The 15568-nt window shown below is 66.4% G+C and carries 17 protein-coding genes and 1 riboswitch; of the genes, 11 read left to right on the plus strand and 6 right to left on the minus strand.

All coding sequences use genetic code 11. From position 1 onward, the window contains the following. Positions 1-104 precede the first annotated feature (104 nt). A complete protein-coding gene (locus tag DMB86_RS03560) occupies positions 105-440 on the plus strand; it encodes a hypothetical protein (RefSeq protein ID WP_113716576.1) in 336 nt (111 codons plus the stop codon). Between the two features lie 47 nt (positions 441-487). Continuing rightward, positions 488-1720 carry an FAD-dependent monooxygenase gene (locus DMB86_RS03565; protein ID WP_113716577.1) on the plus strand — a complete coding sequence of 411 codons (1233 nt, stop codon included), beginning with the start codon at positions 488-490 and terminating at the stop codon, positions 1718-1720. Positions 1721-1758: 38 nt separating this feature from the next. Here DMB86_RS03565 and DMB86_RS20490 read toward each other — a convergent pair whose 3' ends face one another. Beyond that, on the minus strand, positions 1759-1968 hold the full coding sequence (locus DMB86_RS20490; protein WP_171814349.1) for a PLDc N-terminal domain-containing protein: 210 nt from the start codon (positions 1966-1968) through the stop codon (positions 1759-1761). A gap of 367 nt (positions 1969-2335) precedes the next feature. Here DMB86_RS20490 and DMB86_RS03575 point away from each other — a divergent pair, with 367 nt between their 5' ends. The 3 genes from DMB86_RS03575 (at position 2336) to DMB86_RS03585 (ending at position 5216) form a co-directional block, all read left to right on the plus strand. Next, complete coding sequence (locus DMB86_RS03575; protein WP_113716579.1) at positions 2336-3634, plus strand: adenylosuccinate synthase; 1299 nt, start codon at positions 2336-2338, stop codon at positions 3632-3634. Positions 3635-3830: 196 nt separating this feature from the next. Continuing rightward, entirely contained in the window at positions 3831-4637 is an 807-nt protein-coding gene (locus DMB86_RS03580; RefSeq protein ID WP_113716580.1) for a carbon-nitrogen hydrolase family protein, read from the plus strand. Between the two features lie 63 nt (positions 4638-4700). Beyond that, entirely contained in the window at positions 4701-5216 is a 516-nt protein-coding gene (locus DMB86_RS03585) for an SUKH-4 family immunity protein (protein WP_113716581.1), read from the plus strand. On the opposite strand, the gene DMB86_RS03590 is transcribed toward DMB86_RS03585, so the two are convergent. After that, positions 5203-6429, minus strand: coding sequence for a cobalamin-independent methionine synthase II family protein (locus tag DMB86_RS03590; RefSeq protein ID WP_113716582.1), 1227 nt, complete (start codon positions 6427-6429; stop codon positions 5203-5205). The genes DMB86_RS03585 and DMB86_RS03590 overlap by 14 nt on opposite strands. A 10-nt stretch (positions 6430-6439) precedes the next feature. Further along, positions 6440-6558, minus strand: a riboswitch (SAM riboswitch). A gap of 152 nt (positions 6559-6710) precedes the next feature. Between DMB86_RS03590 and DMB86_RS03595 the strand changes: the two genes are divergently transcribed. The 6 genes from DMB86_RS03595 to DMB86_RS03620 are packed head-to-tail and all read left to right on the plus strand — an operon-like array spanning position 6711 to position 10481. Beyond that, positions 6711-7127, plus strand: a complete 417-nt coding sequence (locus DMB86_RS03595; RefSeq protein WP_113716583.1) for a CoA-binding protein — start codon at positions 6711-6713, stop codon at positions 7125-7127. Between the two features lie 20 nt (positions 7128-7147). Then, positions 7148-8029 carry a polysaccharide deacetylase family protein gene (locus tag DMB86_RS03600; protein WP_113716584.1) on the plus strand — a complete coding sequence of 294 codons (882 nt, stop codon included), beginning with the start codon at positions 7148-7150 and terminating at the stop codon, positions 8027-8029. 58 nt (positions 8030-8087) lie between these two features. Then, positions 8088-8903 (plus strand): hypothetical protein, encoded by an 816-nt coding sequence (locus DMB86_RS03605; protein ID WP_113716585.1) that lies wholly within the window; start codon positions 8088-8090, stop codon positions 8901-8903. Positions 8904-8945: 42 nt separating this feature from the next. Then, positions 8946-9521: a dihydrofolate reductase family protein gene (locus tag DMB86_RS03610; RefSeq protein WP_113716586.1), complete on the plus strand. Its 576-nt coding sequence runs from the start codon at positions 8946-8948 to the stop codon at positions 9519-9521. Then, entirely contained in the window at positions 9518-9925 is a 408-nt protein-coding gene (locus DMB86_RS03615) for an MmcQ/YjbR family DNA-binding protein (protein WP_113716587.1), read from the plus strand. The genes DMB86_RS03610 and DMB86_RS03615 overlap by 4 nt, the downstream gene beginning before the upstream one ends. Further along, the gene (locus tag DMB86_RS03620) at positions 9909-10481 is read left to right on the plus strand and encodes a DUF1990 family protein (protein ID WP_227878582.1); all 573 of its coding nucleotides are present in this window, start codon (positions 9909-9911) and stop codon (positions 10479-10481) included. Before DMB86_RS03615 ends, DMB86_RS03620 begins: the two co-directional genes overlap by 17 nt. A gap of 158 nt (positions 10482-10639) precedes the next feature. Here DMB86_RS03620 and DMB86_RS03625 read toward each other — a convergent pair whose 3' ends face one another. The 4 genes from DMB86_RS03625 to purS all read right to left on the minus strand — a co-directional run bounded on the left by DMB86_RS03625 (position 10640) and on the right by purS (position 15481). Beyond that, positions 10640-11851: an integrase core domain-containing protein gene (locus tag DMB86_RS03625; RefSeq protein WP_227878583.1), complete on the minus strand. Its 1212-nt coding sequence runs from the start codon at positions 11849-11851 to the stop codon at positions 10640-10642. A 283-nt stretch (positions 11852-12134) separates the two neighbouring features. Continuing rightward, entirely contained in the window at positions 12135-14465 is a 2331-nt protein-coding gene (purL, locus tag DMB86_RS03630) for a phosphoribosylformylglycinamidine synthase subunit PurL (RefSeq protein ID WP_113716589.1), read from the minus strand. Then, positions 14466-15227, minus strand: a complete 762-nt coding sequence (gene purQ, locus DMB86_RS03635) for a phosphoribosylformylglycinamidine synthase subunit PurQ (RefSeq protein ID WP_113716590.1) — start codon at positions 15225-15227, stop codon at positions 14466-14468. Beyond that, positions 15224-15481: a phosphoribosylformylglycinamidine synthase subunit PurS gene (purS, locus tag DMB86_RS03640; protein ID WP_113716591.1), complete on the minus strand. Its 258-nt coding sequence runs from the start codon at positions 15479-15481 to the stop codon at positions 15224-15226. Before purS ends, purQ begins: the two co-directional genes overlap by 4 nt. Between the last annotated feature and the right edge of the window lie 87 nt (positions 15482-15568).

Raw genomic sequence — 15568 nt, forward strand, 5'->3', positions numbered from 1 at the left:
GAGGTCGATAAATCAGGATCAATTCTCCATACCGTCATCCTGGGCAGGACCCGCTCACGGAGGCGCCTCTCGACGGGGGGCGCTGCGTCGGGCATGATTCAGGCATGGAGAAACCTGAGCCGTCGCCAGCGGCCGTTGCCGCCTTTAAGGCCCTTGCCGCAGACGTTGTGCATGCCGGTGCCACGGTTGGCAAAATGTTTGGCGCCGTGTCGCTGATGGTGGGCGGCAAGGCGATCGGTTGCCTTTACGGCGACGCCGTGGCGTTCAAGCTGGGCCGGGAATCCCCAGCGCACGCCGAGGCGCTCGCACTGCCTGGCGCCGTGCCCTTCGATCCGTCGGGCATGGACCGGCCGTTCAAGGACTGGGTGGTGGTGCCGCTGGCCTCATCCGGAAAGTGGCCGTCGTTGGCCGACGCCGCCCTTGCCTTCACGAAAGGCTGACGGAAAACCCGCCGGAAGTGGTGCGGCGTCGCCGGAAAGAGGACGGGATGGCAGCAGAACGGCCGCAGGCAGGTGTGCCGGTGGTTATTGCCGGCGCTGGGCCAGTCGGGCTGATGCTCGCCTGCGAACTGGCCGCCGCGGGGATCGCCACGACCGTCCTCGAGCGCGCCCTTGAGCCCAGCGCCATGCCGAAAGGCAACGGCCTGGTGGGCGAGATTGCGGGCGTCCTGTCGCGGCGGGGCCTGCTTCGCGGGCAGAAGGGCCTGCACGCATTTCCCGCGCCCCGGTACTCGTTCGGGGCCCTGCCACTGCGCCTGAACCCGCTCCGGCCCAACGCGCTGCGGATCCTGCCCATGCCGCAACGGCGCCTGGAAGGGCTGCTCGAGGCCCGGGCGCGCGCCACGGGCGTGGACATCCGCCGCGGGCACGCCGCCACCGCGTTTAAGGACGACGGCGGTCGCGTGCTCGTGGAGGTCGCCTCCGCCGCGGGCCGCTACACGCTCGACGCCGGATTCCTGGCCGGGTGCGACGGCGCCCACAGCTTCGTCCGGCACCACCTCGGCATCGACTTTCCGGGCACCACGGGCAGCCAGCTGGTGCGGATCGGGCACGTCACGATCCCTGCGGGCGCGATCCACCGGACCAGGAACGCGATCGAGCTTCCCGGCGGCGCGCGCCTGGCCTTGTTCCAGGCGAACCACACTGCGGCGGGTTCCCTCACGGTCGCCCCCGTGTCGGTGCTGGACCGCGGCGCTCCGAAGGAGCTGTACATCGTTGCCACGCAGGAGCCGCTCGGCACCCAGGAACCGGCCGCGCAAATTTCACTGGAGGAGATGGAGGCCAGCATCCGGCGCGTGTTGGGCGCCCGGCTCCCGGTCAGCGGCGGCCAGTGGCTGCGCTCCACGGTGGCCAACAGCCGCCTGGCCGCGCGCTACAGGATCGGGCGGGTGTTCCTCGCCGGCGACGCCGCCCATGTGTTCTCCGCGGGCGGGTCATCGCTCAACACGGGAATGCTAGACGCCGTCGACCTCGCCTCCCGCCTGGCCGCGGTGCTGGACGGCAGTGAGCCCCTTGAAACGCTCGAGGACTACCACACCGTGCGCCACGCAGCGGGCGAACTGGCGCTGCGCCAGACCCGGGCGCAGTCCGCGCTGTCCGCGCCAGGGCCCGAGGCCGAAGCCCTGCGGCAGGTCCTCGGCGCCGCGTTCCGCAGCCGCAACCCGCACCGCTACCTGGCCACCCTGCTCATCGGCAAGCCGGCCCGGGAGCGCAGGGCATGACGGGAGTGGCTGCGCTGCATCGGTCATCGACAACCCGGCTAGTGGCGCTGCGGACGGCCGGCAACAAACCACAAGAGGGCGCCGGCGAAGCTGCCGAAAAGGAGAATCAGCAACCAGGCTTCCTGCGGGAAGGAACGAATCTCCAGCTTGTCCGTCCGGGCAAAATCGACAACGCCGTAGACCCACAGGCAGAGGGCGCAAAGGACTATCAGCACTGGAAGGCCGGTCAAGAAAAAGCTGTTGCCCATAGAGCCATTATCAACCTGATTTCCGCAATCGAACCATGGTTTCCCGGCAGCAGCTGCGGGCACCAGTTGGTTTCGCCGGGGCCGGTAGGGCCCACACCGCCACGTCGAAAACCGGGGCCCCGCAGGGGCGGCCCGGACGAGAAACCGGGTTCCGGCGTCGCGCGTCCGGCGCCTTAATGTGCGGCGGGTGCACGGTTCCGGTAAACTTGGGACGCAAGACCCCCTTGATTGCCTGCCGCGGTACAGCCTTGCTGGAGACGGCCGGTGCGTTGACAAGGGGCATTTTCGTGTCCGGACGGTGTACGGCGGAACAACCGCTGATGCATGCAGCGACCGGCTCAACTTTATGAGCAAGGGGGAGGATCCCATGCCAGCAATCGTGATCGTCGGCGCCCAGTGGGGCGACGAAGGCAAGGGCAAGGCCACAGACCTGTTGGGCGGCCTGGTCGACTATGTGGTGAAGCCAAACGGCGGCAACAACGCCGGGCACACCGTGGTCGTGGGCGGTGAGAAGTACGAGCTCAAGCTCCTTCCCGCCGGCATTTTGAGCCCCAACGCCACACCCATCATCGGCAACGGCTGCGTGGTAAATCTGGAGGCCCTGTTCGAGGAAATCGAGGGCCTGCAGGCGCGCGGCGCCGACACCTCCAAGCTGCGGATTTCCGCCAACGCGCACCTGGTGGCCCCGTACCACCAGGTCCTGGACAAGGTGACCGAACGTTTCCTGGGCAAGCGCGCCATCGGCACCACCGGGCGCGGGATCGGCCCCGCCTACATGGACAAGGTGGCCCGCCTGGGCATCCGCGTCCAGGACGTGTTTGACGAATCGATCCTGCGCCAAAAGGTGGAAGGGTCGCTGAAGCAAAAGAACCAGCTCCTGGTCAAGGTCTACAACCGCCGCAGCGTCGAGGTTGAGGAAATCGTGGAGTACTTCCTGGGCTTCGCCGAACGGCTGCGCCCCATGGTCATCGATTCCACCTTTGTGCTCAACGAGGCGCTGGACCGCGGCGAGGTGGTGCTCATGGAAGGCGGGCAGGCCACGTTCCTGGATGTGGACCACGGCACCTACCCGTTCGTGACGTCCTCCAACCCGACCGCCGGGGGAGCCTCCGTGGGCTCGGGAATCGGCCCCACCCGGATCACCCGCGCCGTGGGCATCATCAAGGCGTACACCACCCGTGTTGGCGCCGGACCGTTCCCCACCGAGCTCTTTGACGAGATGGGCATCTACCTGCAAAAGACCGGTGGCGAGTTCGGTGTCAACACCGGCCGCCCGCGCCGCTGCGGCTGGTACGACGCCATTCTGGCCCGCCACGCCTCCCGCGTCAACGGCTTCACGGACTACTTCGTCACCAAGCTGGACGTGCTCACCGGGATCGAGCAGATCCCCGTCTGCGTGGCCTACGACGTCGACGGCGTGCGTTTCGACGAAATGCCGATGACGCAGACGGACTTCCACCACGCCGTGCCCATCTTCGAGTACTTCCCCGGTTGGACCGAAGACATCACCGGCGCCCGCACCATGGAGGACCTGCCGGAGAACGCCCGGAACTACATCCTGGCGCTGGAAAAGATGTCCGGCACGCGCATCTCGGCCATCGGGGTGGGCCCGGACCGCGACCAGACCATCGTGCGGCACGACCTCATCCCCACGCCCGCCCAATAAATCGCTGGCGCGATTTTCCGGGGCCCTCGGGCGCGTGGGCCCATCCACGCCCGCCCAATAAATCGCTGGCGCTCCGTACGGCAGCGCCGCCCAAGGAGGGACGACGGCGGAACGCAAGTTCCGGCGTCGTCCCTCCTTCGTTGCGGGCTGGGAAGACTACGCTGGAGGTAAGTCAAGCCACGGTAAGGAAGATGCCATGAAGGTCAGTGTTGGACAGTTCAACCCCGGCGGGGACGTGGCCGCGAACCTGGCGGTGATGCGCCGGCTCGCCGCGGAGGCCCGTGCGGATGGCGGGCGCCTGGTGGTCTTTCCCGAGGAGTCGATGTTTTCGGTGGGCAGGGTTGCGGGCGGGTTCGTGGCAGCCGTGGAAGCGGAATGGACAACGTTTGTCCAGGGCGTCTCCCGCATCGCGGCGGACGTCGGCATTGCCGTCATTGCCGGGGGTTATGAGTCCAGCGCGGAGGCCCGCCCCTACAACACGCTCGTGGCCGTGGACGAGGACGGCGCCATCCTGGGCACCTACCGTAAGCTGCATCTCTATGACGCGTTCTCCTACCAGGAATCGCGCAGGATCAAGCCCGGCGACAACGGCGTGACCCTGGTGGACATCGGCGGCTTCCAGGTGGGCATCATGACCTGCTACGACATCCGCTTCCCCGAGCAGGCCCGGGCGCTGGCGCTGGCCGGGGCGGACCTGATCTGCGTCGCGGCGGCCTGGTTCAAGGGCGACCACAAGGTGGACCACTGGGAGACGCTGCTGAAGGCCCGTGCCATTGAAAACACGGTGTGGATTGCGGCGGCGGGAACCTCGAGCGACCATTGCATCGGCCATTCGGTGGTGCTGGATCCCATGGGCATTCCGCAGGACTTCCTGGACGACGAGGCGGAGGGCGTGGCCACGGCGGACGTGACGCACAAGCGCATCGAGGAAGTGCGCGAATTCCTGCCGGTGCTGCGCAACCGGCGTTTTGAGAGCAATGCGGTGGTGGTTCCGGCCGGGTAGAAATATTCCATTGACGGCACGGTTCCCGGTGGTTAGTGTCAGGAATAAGGGCAGGAGGAAGCCATGAATGATTCCAGAATTTGGGCGGCGCTTGAGCCGCTGCACCCCTCGGCGTTGGAGGACATGCCGATGGACGGCACCTGGCTGAAACCCCCGTACCACAACGATCCTGCCGGGCGTGCCGTGGTGTGCAACGACGGCGACTTCCAGTTTGTCGTGGTCGATCGCAAGAAGGGGGCCGTGCTCTTTGTCTGCGAGGACGACGAGTCCCTTGTTGCCTCCAACCTGGACACGTTCGTCCAAATCGTGTCCGCGTGGGGCTCCATTGACAGCGACGCACCCGGCCCGGAGGACGACGAGGAGTTTTCCGCGGTCAGGAAGTCCTTCGAATCCCAGCTGAAGGTCCTGGACCCCCCGGCCGCCGGCCCCAACGAGTTCTGGTCCCTCTACACGGAGGAACTGACCAGCGACGACTACGTGGATTACGACGACCTGGACGACGACGAGGAAGATGAACGCGAGACCGACACCGGGGACAACGACCGCCCCGGCGCCGACGAGTCCTTCAGCGTCGCCTAGGTCCTTTCCAGAGTCGGCGTGAGGCTATTTCCGCGCCCTGCCCCAGCGCCTCCAGCTTGGCCGCCGCGATCTGCGGGTGGACGCGGCCGCCCAGGCCGCAGTCGGTGGATGCGATGACGGCCTCGCGGCCCACCACCGAGGCGAAGCGCTCGATACGGTCCGCCACGAGTTCCGGGTGTTCCACCACGTTCGTCGCATGGGAAACCACGCCGGGGATGATGGATTTGCCTTCCGGCAGCCTGGCGTCCTGCCAGATTTTCCATTCATGTTCGTGCCGGACATTGGCGGCCTCGAAGGAATAGGCGCCCGCTTGGATGGCGAGCACCTCGTCGAGAATGTCGGCGAAGGGGATGTCCGTGGTGTGTGGGCCGTGCCATGAGCCCCAGCACACGTGGAGGCGGATCTTGTCCTCGGGAAGTCCCCGGAGGGCGTAGTTGGTGGCCTCGACCCGCAGTTGGATGAACTTCTTGTAATCGGCGAGGGCCGGTTCCGGGTTGACCTGGTCCCAGCTCTCGGCCAGCGAGGGATCGTCGAGCTGGACCGTCAGGCCGGCGCCGATGATCGCCTTGTACTCCTCGCGCATGGCGTCCGCGCAGGCGTAGAGCAGTTCCTCGTCGGTGGCGTAATACTCGTTGGCCAGCCGGGCGCAGGAGCCGGGTGACAACGCTGCCATGAACCCCTCCGTCAGGCCGGCGGAGGCAAGTCCCTTGCCCAGGTTGGCAACGTCGGAGGCGACCTGTGCGTGTCCCGTGTAGGTCAGCGGTCCGACAATCTTCGGCTGCGTCGTGGCCTTGCGATGGGCCAGGATGCCGGAGGCCGGGTCGCTGTAGGCCTCGTTGAATTTCTGTCGGTCTCGACGGTCCGGAAAGGAAGTCAGCACCACGTTGCCGGGCGTGGATCGGTGCGCTTCGTCGTCGGCCCAACGGTCCACGGTGGTTGCCTCCAGCCCACCGAGGCGGCCGAACGAGTAGTTCCACCAGGCGCCGTAGTCGACGGCGTTGGACATGGTGTGGCCGTACTCGCCGTCATTGGGAATGTCGATGCCGGCGGCCTGCTGCCGGGCAACGATGTCCACCACGGAATCCGCAAGCAGGGCTTGGTATTCGTCGGTGTCGCCGCCGGCCTCCCGTTCGGCGTTGGCGGCCAGCAGGGCAGGGGTGCGGGGCAGCGAGCCGGCGTGGGTGGTGCGGATGTGGTCGGTGTTTAAAGCCACGAATGGATTCCTTCCATCGTTTCTGGCGGTAGCACCGGTCCCCGACGCTGCCGAACACTGTTCAGGCACGGCCAAGGAGGGTTGCTGCGGCGTCGCTGAGCCAGATCTCTCGGCCGCTCGGGATGGTCACGCCCATTGTGCCCTCGGGCCGGGCTCCACGCCAAATCATTGCGCCGCGTTGCGCCGCATTGCGACGAGGACTTCCGCGGACGGGCCGTACCTGCCCCTGCCACGGCCGTGCCTGAGGCCAATCCTCCGGTCGGGCACATAAAATTGGCTCCATGAGCCATGTCAACGATCCCGCGGTCATCCACCGCCTGCTGACCACGCCCGCCCGCTGGGCGGTGGTCGGGCTGTCCAACAACCCGCTGCGGGCGGCGGTGGGTGTGTCGTTGTTCCTGCAGCAGCACCTGGGACAGGAAATCATTCCGGTCAACCTGTCGGGCGACGACGTCCACGGGGTCAAGGGCTACAGGACCCTCGCCGAGATTCCAGGAGCAATTGACGTCGTCGACTGTTTTGTGAACTCCACCAAGGTGGGCGCGGTGGTGGACCAGGCCATCGCCGTCGGCGCCAAGGCGGTCTGGCTGCAAGTGGGGGTCGTCGACGAGGCCGCGGCACAGCGGGCGGCCGACGCCGGCCTGGACGTGGTCATGGACACCTGCCCCAAAATACAGGCCGCCGCCATCGGCCTGTAAGTTCAACCCCAAAGGCCGACATGCCCCGCCATATGCGCACCATCCCGAACACGGCCCGCTGGATTACGCTCGCCGTGGTGGTGGTGCTCGCCGCGCTCGCCGTGGGCGTCCTGCGCGTTGCCGCCGGAACCACGACGCCGGCCGGCACCTCCGCGACCACCGCGCCGACGGCACCGTCCTGGACCACGACGGCGGCCGGGGCCGTGAGCGCAACGCAGGCTCCGGCGTCGTCCGCGCCCTCAGCCCTGGATCCGACGACGGGGCGGCACAGCACCTTGGGCGGGCTGGTGCCGGACTATACGCTGCCGCCCATTGAGGACGGCATGGTCCCGGTCATCACCAAGATCCCCACGCAACAAAAGGTGGTGTTCCTGACCATTGACGACGGGGCGGTGAAGCGGGCATCCGACCTGGCGCTGCTGGAGCGGAACGGCATCAAGGCGTCGCTGTTTTTGGCGCACACCTTCATTGCCGGGCACGCGGGCTTCTACCAGGCCTATCTCGACGCCGGATACCTCATCGAGGACCACACGATGACCCACAACCTGGGCTTCATCAACCTCCCGTACCCGCAGGTCAAGGCCGAGATCTGCGGCATGGCGGACTATGAGGAAAAGTACTTCGGCCGGCGTCCCGTCCTCTTCCGTCCACCGGGAGGCCCGTACACGCAGGCCGTGCGCAGGGCCGCCGCGGAGTGCGGCATGAAAGCGATTGTGGACTGGGAGGCGAAGGCCAACGCGCGGTCCATGCAGTACCAGGTGGGCCAGGCACTGCGCCCGGGGGACATCGTACTGATGCACTTCCGGCCAGAATTGCCCGCGGACCTGGCGGCGTTCATCAGGGCGCAGAAGGCGGCCGGGCTGAAGGTTGTGCTGCTGGAGGACTACCTGGGCGTGAAGTAAGGCAGACTGTTCAGCTGGCAAAGGCCGCCGTACGGCGACCGGACAAGGAGCATGGAGCATGGATGATTCCCCGGTGGATGCGGCCGAAGTCATGACCGAGCAGCGGGCGCTGGCGCAGCTGCCCGTGGTGCTGGCGCTGGCGGAGGCCGGCAAATTGCGGGTCAGCGCTGCGACGCGCAAGCCGTCTGCAGCCACCGTGAAGCTGCTGGCCGAGAACCTCCCTGGCGGCGACTTTTATGCCAGTGAAGCCATCTCGGCTTTCGCCTGGCCGCTGCTTCTTCAGGCGGGAGGACTCGCCGACGGGCCGCGCATGCAGCTCACGCCCCGCGGAAGGGCTGCGCTGCGCAAGGACCCTGCCTTGACGGTGAAGCTGCTCTGGGAACGGTGGCTCAAGGCAGGCATTATTGACGAATTCAGCCGGGTTGATGGCATCAAGGGCCAGCGGGCCAGCAATGTGCTCAGCGCCCTGCGGCCGCGGCGCCAGCTGGCGGCCGAAGGGCTTTCCCTCCTGGGGACGGACGAGTGGACCGCCACGGATGATCTTTTTACCCAGATGCAGCACGAAGGCATGGACCCGGTGATTCAGCGTAGTGACATGCGCCTGTGGAAACTGTACATAGTGGATCCGGAGTATGGTTCCATTGGTTATGACGGCATGCACGACTGGGACGTGCTGCAGGGTCGGTATGTGCTGGCGCTGTTCTTTGAATATGCCGCAACGCTGGGTCTGATCGATGTGCGCTACACGTCCCCGGTGGGCGCGCGAGGCGACTATGCCGATCGCTGGGGTGGGGACTTCCTGCCGTCCCTGAGCCGATATGACGGGCTGCTCGCCGTGCGGCTGACGCCGCTGGGGAGGCTTTGTACTGGGTGAGTTTCAGGGCCCCGGCATCTGGAATCCGGTACCGTTGTCCCCATGACCCGGATTGTTTACTACACCGCCAGCACGCTTAACGGGTTCCTGGCGGATGCTGACAACTCGCTCGCGTGGCTCTTTGCCGTGGACGACGCCGGAGGACCGGACATCGCCGCGTTCATGGACGGCATGGGCGTCTTTGTGGAGGGCTCCGCCACCTACGAATGGGTCCTGCGCGAGGAACGGCTGCTGGAGAACCCGGCCAAGTGGCAGCAATTTTACGGCGCCAAGCCAACGTACGTTTTCACCTCCCGGGAACTGCCCGTGCCCGACGGCGCCGACGTCCGGTTTGTCTCCGGTCCCGTCGCGGACGCCCTGCCCGGGATTGTGGCTGCGGCAGGGGACAAGAATGTCTGGGTGGTGGGGGGTGGCGACGTCGCCGGCCAGTTCCTGGACATCGACGCTCTGGACGAACTGGTGGTCACCATGGCCCCGGCCGTGTTGGTGGGCGGCGCCCCGCTGCTCCCGCGCACGCTGGGCCCGGACCGGATGGAGCTGCTCTCCGCGGGCAAGCACGGCCAGTTCGCCCAGCTGACGTATGGCGTCAAAAAGGCCGGGCTGGGTGTCTCGCCGTGACACTTTCGGCGGAGCGGCTCCGCGCCGCCGCCCTGGCATTTCCCGGCGCCTACGAAGGCTTTCCTTTCGGCCCTGAGACCTCCGTCTTCAAGGTCAGGGCGCCCAGCAGTGGCGGCGACACCTGGGTCGGCAAGGTGTTTGCACTGGGCGATCTCAGCCTGCCGACGCCGTTGATCAACCTGAAGTGCGATCCCCTGCTGGCCGTCCAGCTGCGCTCCGCCCACCCGGGCATCGTTCCCGGTTACCACCAGAACAAGCGGCACTGGAACACGGTTGACTGCTCCATGGTGGCCGCGGAGATGGTGCTGGACATGCTCGAGGATTCCTACGACCTGGTGGTGGCCGGGCTGACCCGCAAACAACAAGCAGCATTGAATTGGAGTGCCCGTGTCGCCAAAGGATAGCCGCGAGGGCTTGTTTTACCCGGAGCTGGGCAGGACCCGTCTCAATGCCGAAGTGCCGACAGGGGAGGGGCACTGGCCCGCCGGCTTTGGGCACGTGGACCGGCAGATCCGCGTTGGCTCCGGCGACGCGGCGTTCAAGGCGCTGGCCGAGGGCATCATGACGTGGCAGATCCAGAGGCGCGCGGGCCTGCGTGTCGCGGCTCCCCCGCGGGCCGTGGTCGGGGCGCGGGTGGTGAGCGGGTTCGGTGTCGGCGATCTGCGGCTGCCGGTTCCTTGCGAGGTGGTGTGGGCGCTGGAACCCGCCGGCATGCTGCGCAGCGACGGCACCGACGTGGAACTGGCCGGGTTCGGCTACGGCACCCTCCCCGGGCATCCGGCGTTGGGCGAGGAGGCTTTCCTGGCGATGAAAGCCTCCGACGGCGGCGTGTACTTCCGGCTTCTGGCCTTCAGCCGGCCGTCGGGGCTGCTGTTCAAGCTGGGCTCGCCGGTCACGAAGCTGACCCAGCGCAACGTCACGAGGGCGTACCTCCAAGCCGCCCGCTCCCTCGCCCCTTAAACAACTATGTTGCCGTTGTTGGACCAAAAACGCTGTGTCATGTCTCGGACCTCTGTAGACAGTTCATGTCTCGCACCTGTGTTGACAGTTGATGTCTCATTGTTGTGTAGACACTTCCGGTCTGAGTAGTGGCCAGACCGGAAGTGTCTCACTTCTTTTTAGACGGTTTCTGGTTCGGGCTGTTCGGTCGTAGTTGTTGTTTTGACTGGCCTGATTTTACGTTTCCGCACGGCGCCGGCGGGGTCTGCCGCGATGCCGGAGGGTTTGCCGTTGCCTACGTATGGGGTGCCTTTGGGTGGGATGGGGTGGCTGATAATTTCTGAGCCAAGGCTGTCGAAGAACATGATGTCGGTGTCGTCGTGAATGATGTTCACGGTGGTGCCGATGTATTTCTTGCCCATCTTGAAATGCGTCCCCAAGACGGTGACATTGCCGTCTCGTCCGACACGACGCTGGCCGCTGAACCGCTCTGCCCCTACCGTGGGTTCTTCTGGTTCCGGCGGGCCGGGTGCCGGGGCCTTGGGTGTGGCGTTCCAGGCTTCGTGCGGTGTCATACCCGGCTTCAGGGCCTGGTGTTCACGTTCGGTGTTGTAGTACCGGTCGAAGGCATCGATCTGGGTTTGCAGGACCTCCAGCGTGGTGGCTGGTGGCTGCTGCTTCAGGTACCGGTGCAGGGTTTGATGGAACCGCTCGTTCTTGCCCTGGGTAGTGGGTTTGTAGGGTTTTCCGGTGATGGGTTCCACGCCCCGGGCCTTCAGGAATTCCACCAGTTCCCCGCGCCTGCCCAGCCGTGTCGGGTTAAGAGCCGCGCCGTTGTCACTGAGGAAGCGCTGGGGTACCCCGTGTCGGTCAATCGAGGTTGTCACGACCCTGATCGCGGCCTCGCTGGTTTCCCCGGAAGCAGCCAACGAGGCCAGGGCCAGCCGTGAATGGTCGTCGATGAGTTGGAAGATCGTGACCTTCGTCCCGCACGCCAGCACCCACTCGGTGGCGTCAATCTGCCAGCACGCATTCGGCTGCGGATAGACGAACCGGATATAGGCGCTGCGGGGCTTCTTCTTCGGCTCCGGCACCACGACGCCGGCACGGGTGAAGATCCTGGCCACAGTCGCCCTGGAGGGCGGTTGGAAGCCCTGTCGGCGCAACTTGGCGATCACTGAGAGCGGGCCGGCATCAAAGCCGGCCTTCTCCAACTCCTCGCGGGTTCCCAGCAGCAGATCGACCATGGAAGCGGGAGTGGTTTTCGGATGCCGCAACGCGATCGGAGGCCTCTTCTCCAACGCCTTGACCGGGCCGAGCGCTTGGGCTGCCGCCCGGACCTGGTAGAACCAGGCCCGGGAGACATTATGTTGTTTACAAAACGCGCTCACGGCACCGCGAGGAGCATCGGAAGGCCATGTAGCAACGAGATGACGGACTTTGATTGATGGTTGTGTTTTATGCACAATCCACAAGCAAAACCGACCAACTGTCTACAAGGCGATGAGACAGAGTGTCTACGAAGGTCCGAGACAAAACTGTCCAATAAGGTATGCGAGATCACAGAACCAAAAACAGTGAAAATCGACGAAATCGGTCCAACTGCTGCAACATAGTCGCCGGGTGCGCGGGGTGCGCGGGGTGCGCGGGTGAGCGGGGTGCGCGGGTGCGCGGCTAGCCGAAATGCTTCGGCAGGGTCCCTTCGTGTGCCGCGCCGAGCTCGTCGAGCGTCGCCGTGAACAGGCCCTGCACGTCGAGGGCTCCGCCGGCGGCGTCCACGACGCCGATCCGGGAGACCGGGAAGCGGCGGGCCGTGCACATGTCGTTGAAGCGGACCTCTTCGCTGCGCGGGACGGACACGATGGCCCGGCCCTGCGTCTCGGAGAACAGCAGCGTGAAGAGGTCCACGCCGTCGCGGGCGGCAACCTCGTCCAGGGCAACCCGGGCGCCGGTGTTGAAGCGCAGCGCCGACTCCACCAGGGCTGCCGCGAGGCCGCCCTCGGAGAGGTCGTGGGCGGAGTCGATCATGCCGTCGCGGGAGGCGTTGATGAGGATCTCGCCCAGCTCGCGCTCCAGTGCAAGGTCGGCCTTGGGTGGCAGGCCGCCCAGGTGGCCCCGGAGGTTGGCCCACTCGGAGCCGTCCAGTTCGGCGGCCGTGGTGCCCAGCAGGTAGATGGCCTGCCCGTCCTCGGCCCAGCCCGACGGCGTGCGCCGGGCGACGTCGTCGAACTTGCCCAGGACCGCCACCACGGGGGTGGGGTGGATGGGCGTGGAGCCGGTCTGGTTGTACAGGGAGACGTTGCCGCCGGTGACCGGGATGCCCAGTTCCATGCAGGCGTCGGAGAGGCCGCGGATGGCCTCGGCCAGCTGCCACATGACGTTTGGGTCCTCGGGGGAGCCAAAGTTCAGGCAGTCGGAGACGGCCATGGGAATGGCGCCGGAGGTGGCGACGTTGCGGTAGGCCTCGGCCAGGGCCAGCTGGGCGCCGTGGTACGGGTCCAGGAAGGTGTAGCGGCCGTTGGCGTCGGTGGCCAGGGCCACACCCAGGCCGCTTTCCTCGTCCACACGGATCACGCCGGCGTCGTCCGGGAACGCCATGGCCGTGTTGCCGCCGACGTAGCGGTCGTACTGGTTGGTGATCCAGTCCTTGGAGCACATGTTGGGGGAGGCGATGAGCTCCAGCACGGCGGCCTTCAGCTCCTCGGCGGTGGCCGGCCGTCCGGCGTCCTGCACGGAACCGGTGAACGTGTCGGCCTGCAGGGCGTCCTGCCACTCGGGCCGGGCGTACGGGCGGTCGTAGACGGGGCCGTCGTGCGCCACGGTGCGCGGGTCGACGTCGACAATGACTTCGCCCTCCCACTTGATGATCAGGCGGCCGGTGTCCGTGACCTCGCCCAGCCAGGAGTACTCCACGGCCCACTTGTCCATGACGGACTCAAACGCGGCCACGTTCTCCGGGGAGACCACGGCCATCATGCGTTCCTGCGACTCGGACATGAGGATCTCGCCCGGCGTCAGGGTGGGGTCGCGCAGCAGCACGGACGTCAGCTCAACCTCCATGCCGCCGTCGCCGTTGGAGGCCAGCTCACTGGTGGCGCAGGAGATGCCCGCGGCGCCCAGGTCCTGGATGCCCTCCACCAGGGAGCCCTTGAACAGTTCCAGGCAGCACTCGATCAGCACCTTCTCGGCGAAGGGGTCGCCCACCTGGACGGCGGGGCGCTTGGACGGCTTGGTGGAATCAAAGGACTCGGAGGCGAGCACGGAGGCGCCGCCAATGCCGTCGCCGCCGGTGCGGGCGCCGAACAGGACCACCTTGTTGCCCAGGCCGGAGGCATTGGCCAGGCGGATGTCCTCGTGGCGCATAACGCCCACGGCCAGCGCGTTGACCAGCGGGTTGCCCTGGTAGATCGGGTCAAAGACCATCTCCCCGCCGATGTTCGGCAGGCCCAGCGAGTTGCCGTAGCCGCCGATTCCGGCCACGGCGCCGTGCATGACGCGGGCCGTGTCCGGGTGGTCGATGGCGCCGAAGCGCAGCGGGTCCATGACGGCCACGGGGCGGGCGCCCATGGAGATGATGTCCCGGACAATGCCGCCAATGCCGGTCGCGGCACCCTGGTAGGGCTCCACGAACGACGGCGAGTTGTGGCTTTCGATCTTGAACGTCACCGCCCAGCCGTCCCCAAGGTTGGTGACGCCGGCGTTTTCGCCGATGCCCACCAGCATGTCCTTCTTCATTTCCTCGGTGACCTTCTCGCCAAACTGGCGAAGGTGGTTCTTGGAGGACTTGTAGGAGCAGTGCTCGCTCCACATGACCGAGTACATGGCGAGCTCGGCGCCGGTGGGGCGGCGCCCCAAAACCTTGACGACGTCGTCGTACTCGTTTTGCTTCAGGCCCAGCTCGGCCCAGGGCAGCTCGACGTCGGGGGTCACGGCGGCGTTTTCAACGGTGTCGATGTTAAACTTCTTCGTCGGCTCGCTGATCGAGCCTGTCGAGATCTCGCCCATTTATTTGCCTCCCAGAAGCGTGTTCAAGACTGAGGTGAAGAAGCCCCGGCCGTCCGTGCCCGTGTGGCCGGGGCCGTAGCCGGCCTCCACCGCGTGCTCCGGGTGCGGCATGAGGCCCACCACGCTGCCGGCGGCGTTGGCGATGCCGGCGATGTCGCGGCGGGAGCCGTTCGGGTTGCCGCCCACGTAGCGGAACGCGACGCGGCCCTCGGCCTCCAGTGCGTCCAGGGTCTTCTCGTCCGCGATGTACTGGCCGTCCTGGTTCTTCAGCGGGACGGTGATCTCCTGGCCGGCCGCGTAGGCGTTGGTCCAGGCGGTCGAGTTGTTTTCCACGCGCAGGACCTGGTCGCGGCACAGGAACTTCAGGTGGTCGTTCTTGATCATGGAGCCCGGGAGCAGGTGCGCCTCGGTCAGGATCTGGAAGCCGTTGCAGATGCCCAGCACGGGCAGGGGATTCGAGGATGCCCCGCCGGTTGCCGCCTTGACGATTTCACCCATGAGGGGGGCAAAGCGGGAAATGGCGCCGGCGCGCAGGTAATCGCCGTAGGAGAATCCGCCGGGGATGATCACGGCGTCCACGCCGCCCAGGCTGGAATCGCCATGCCAGAGTTCGACGGCGGTGGCGCCGGACACGCGCACGGCACGGGCCGCGTCGCGGTCGTCGAGCGTGCCGGGGAACGTGACGACGCCAATGCGGGCGCCGTTCAGGGGGGCGTCGGCAGGGCCCGCCGGGTAGGCGCCGATCAGGGGGGTTTCAGTCATGGCAGGTCCGCCACAACTTCCACGTTGACCACGTCTTCGATGACCGGGTTGGAGAGCATGGTTTCCGCCGCCTCGCGGGCCTGGGAGAGGATTTCATCGGTGACGTCGCCGTCAACGGTCAATTCAAAACGCTTGCCTTGGCGGACAGCGGAGAAAGCGGTGAAACCCAGACGCGGAAGGGCGCCAACAATGGCCTTTCCCTGCGGGTCGAGGATTTCGGGCTTGAGCATGACATCGACAACGATCCGGGGCATCCGTTGGACTCCTGTTGAGAAGGGGGGTGGCCACGGATTGCCGTCTTACGCCGTTCTTTGGCCAGGCCAGGGGCCTGAACGATCTAG

Origin of the sequence: Arthrobacter dokdonellae (genome assembly GCF_003268655.1) — a bacterium.
GTDB classification, from domain to species: Bacteria; Actinomycetota; Actinomycetes; order Actinomycetales; family Micrococcaceae; genus Specibacter; species Specibacter dokdonellae.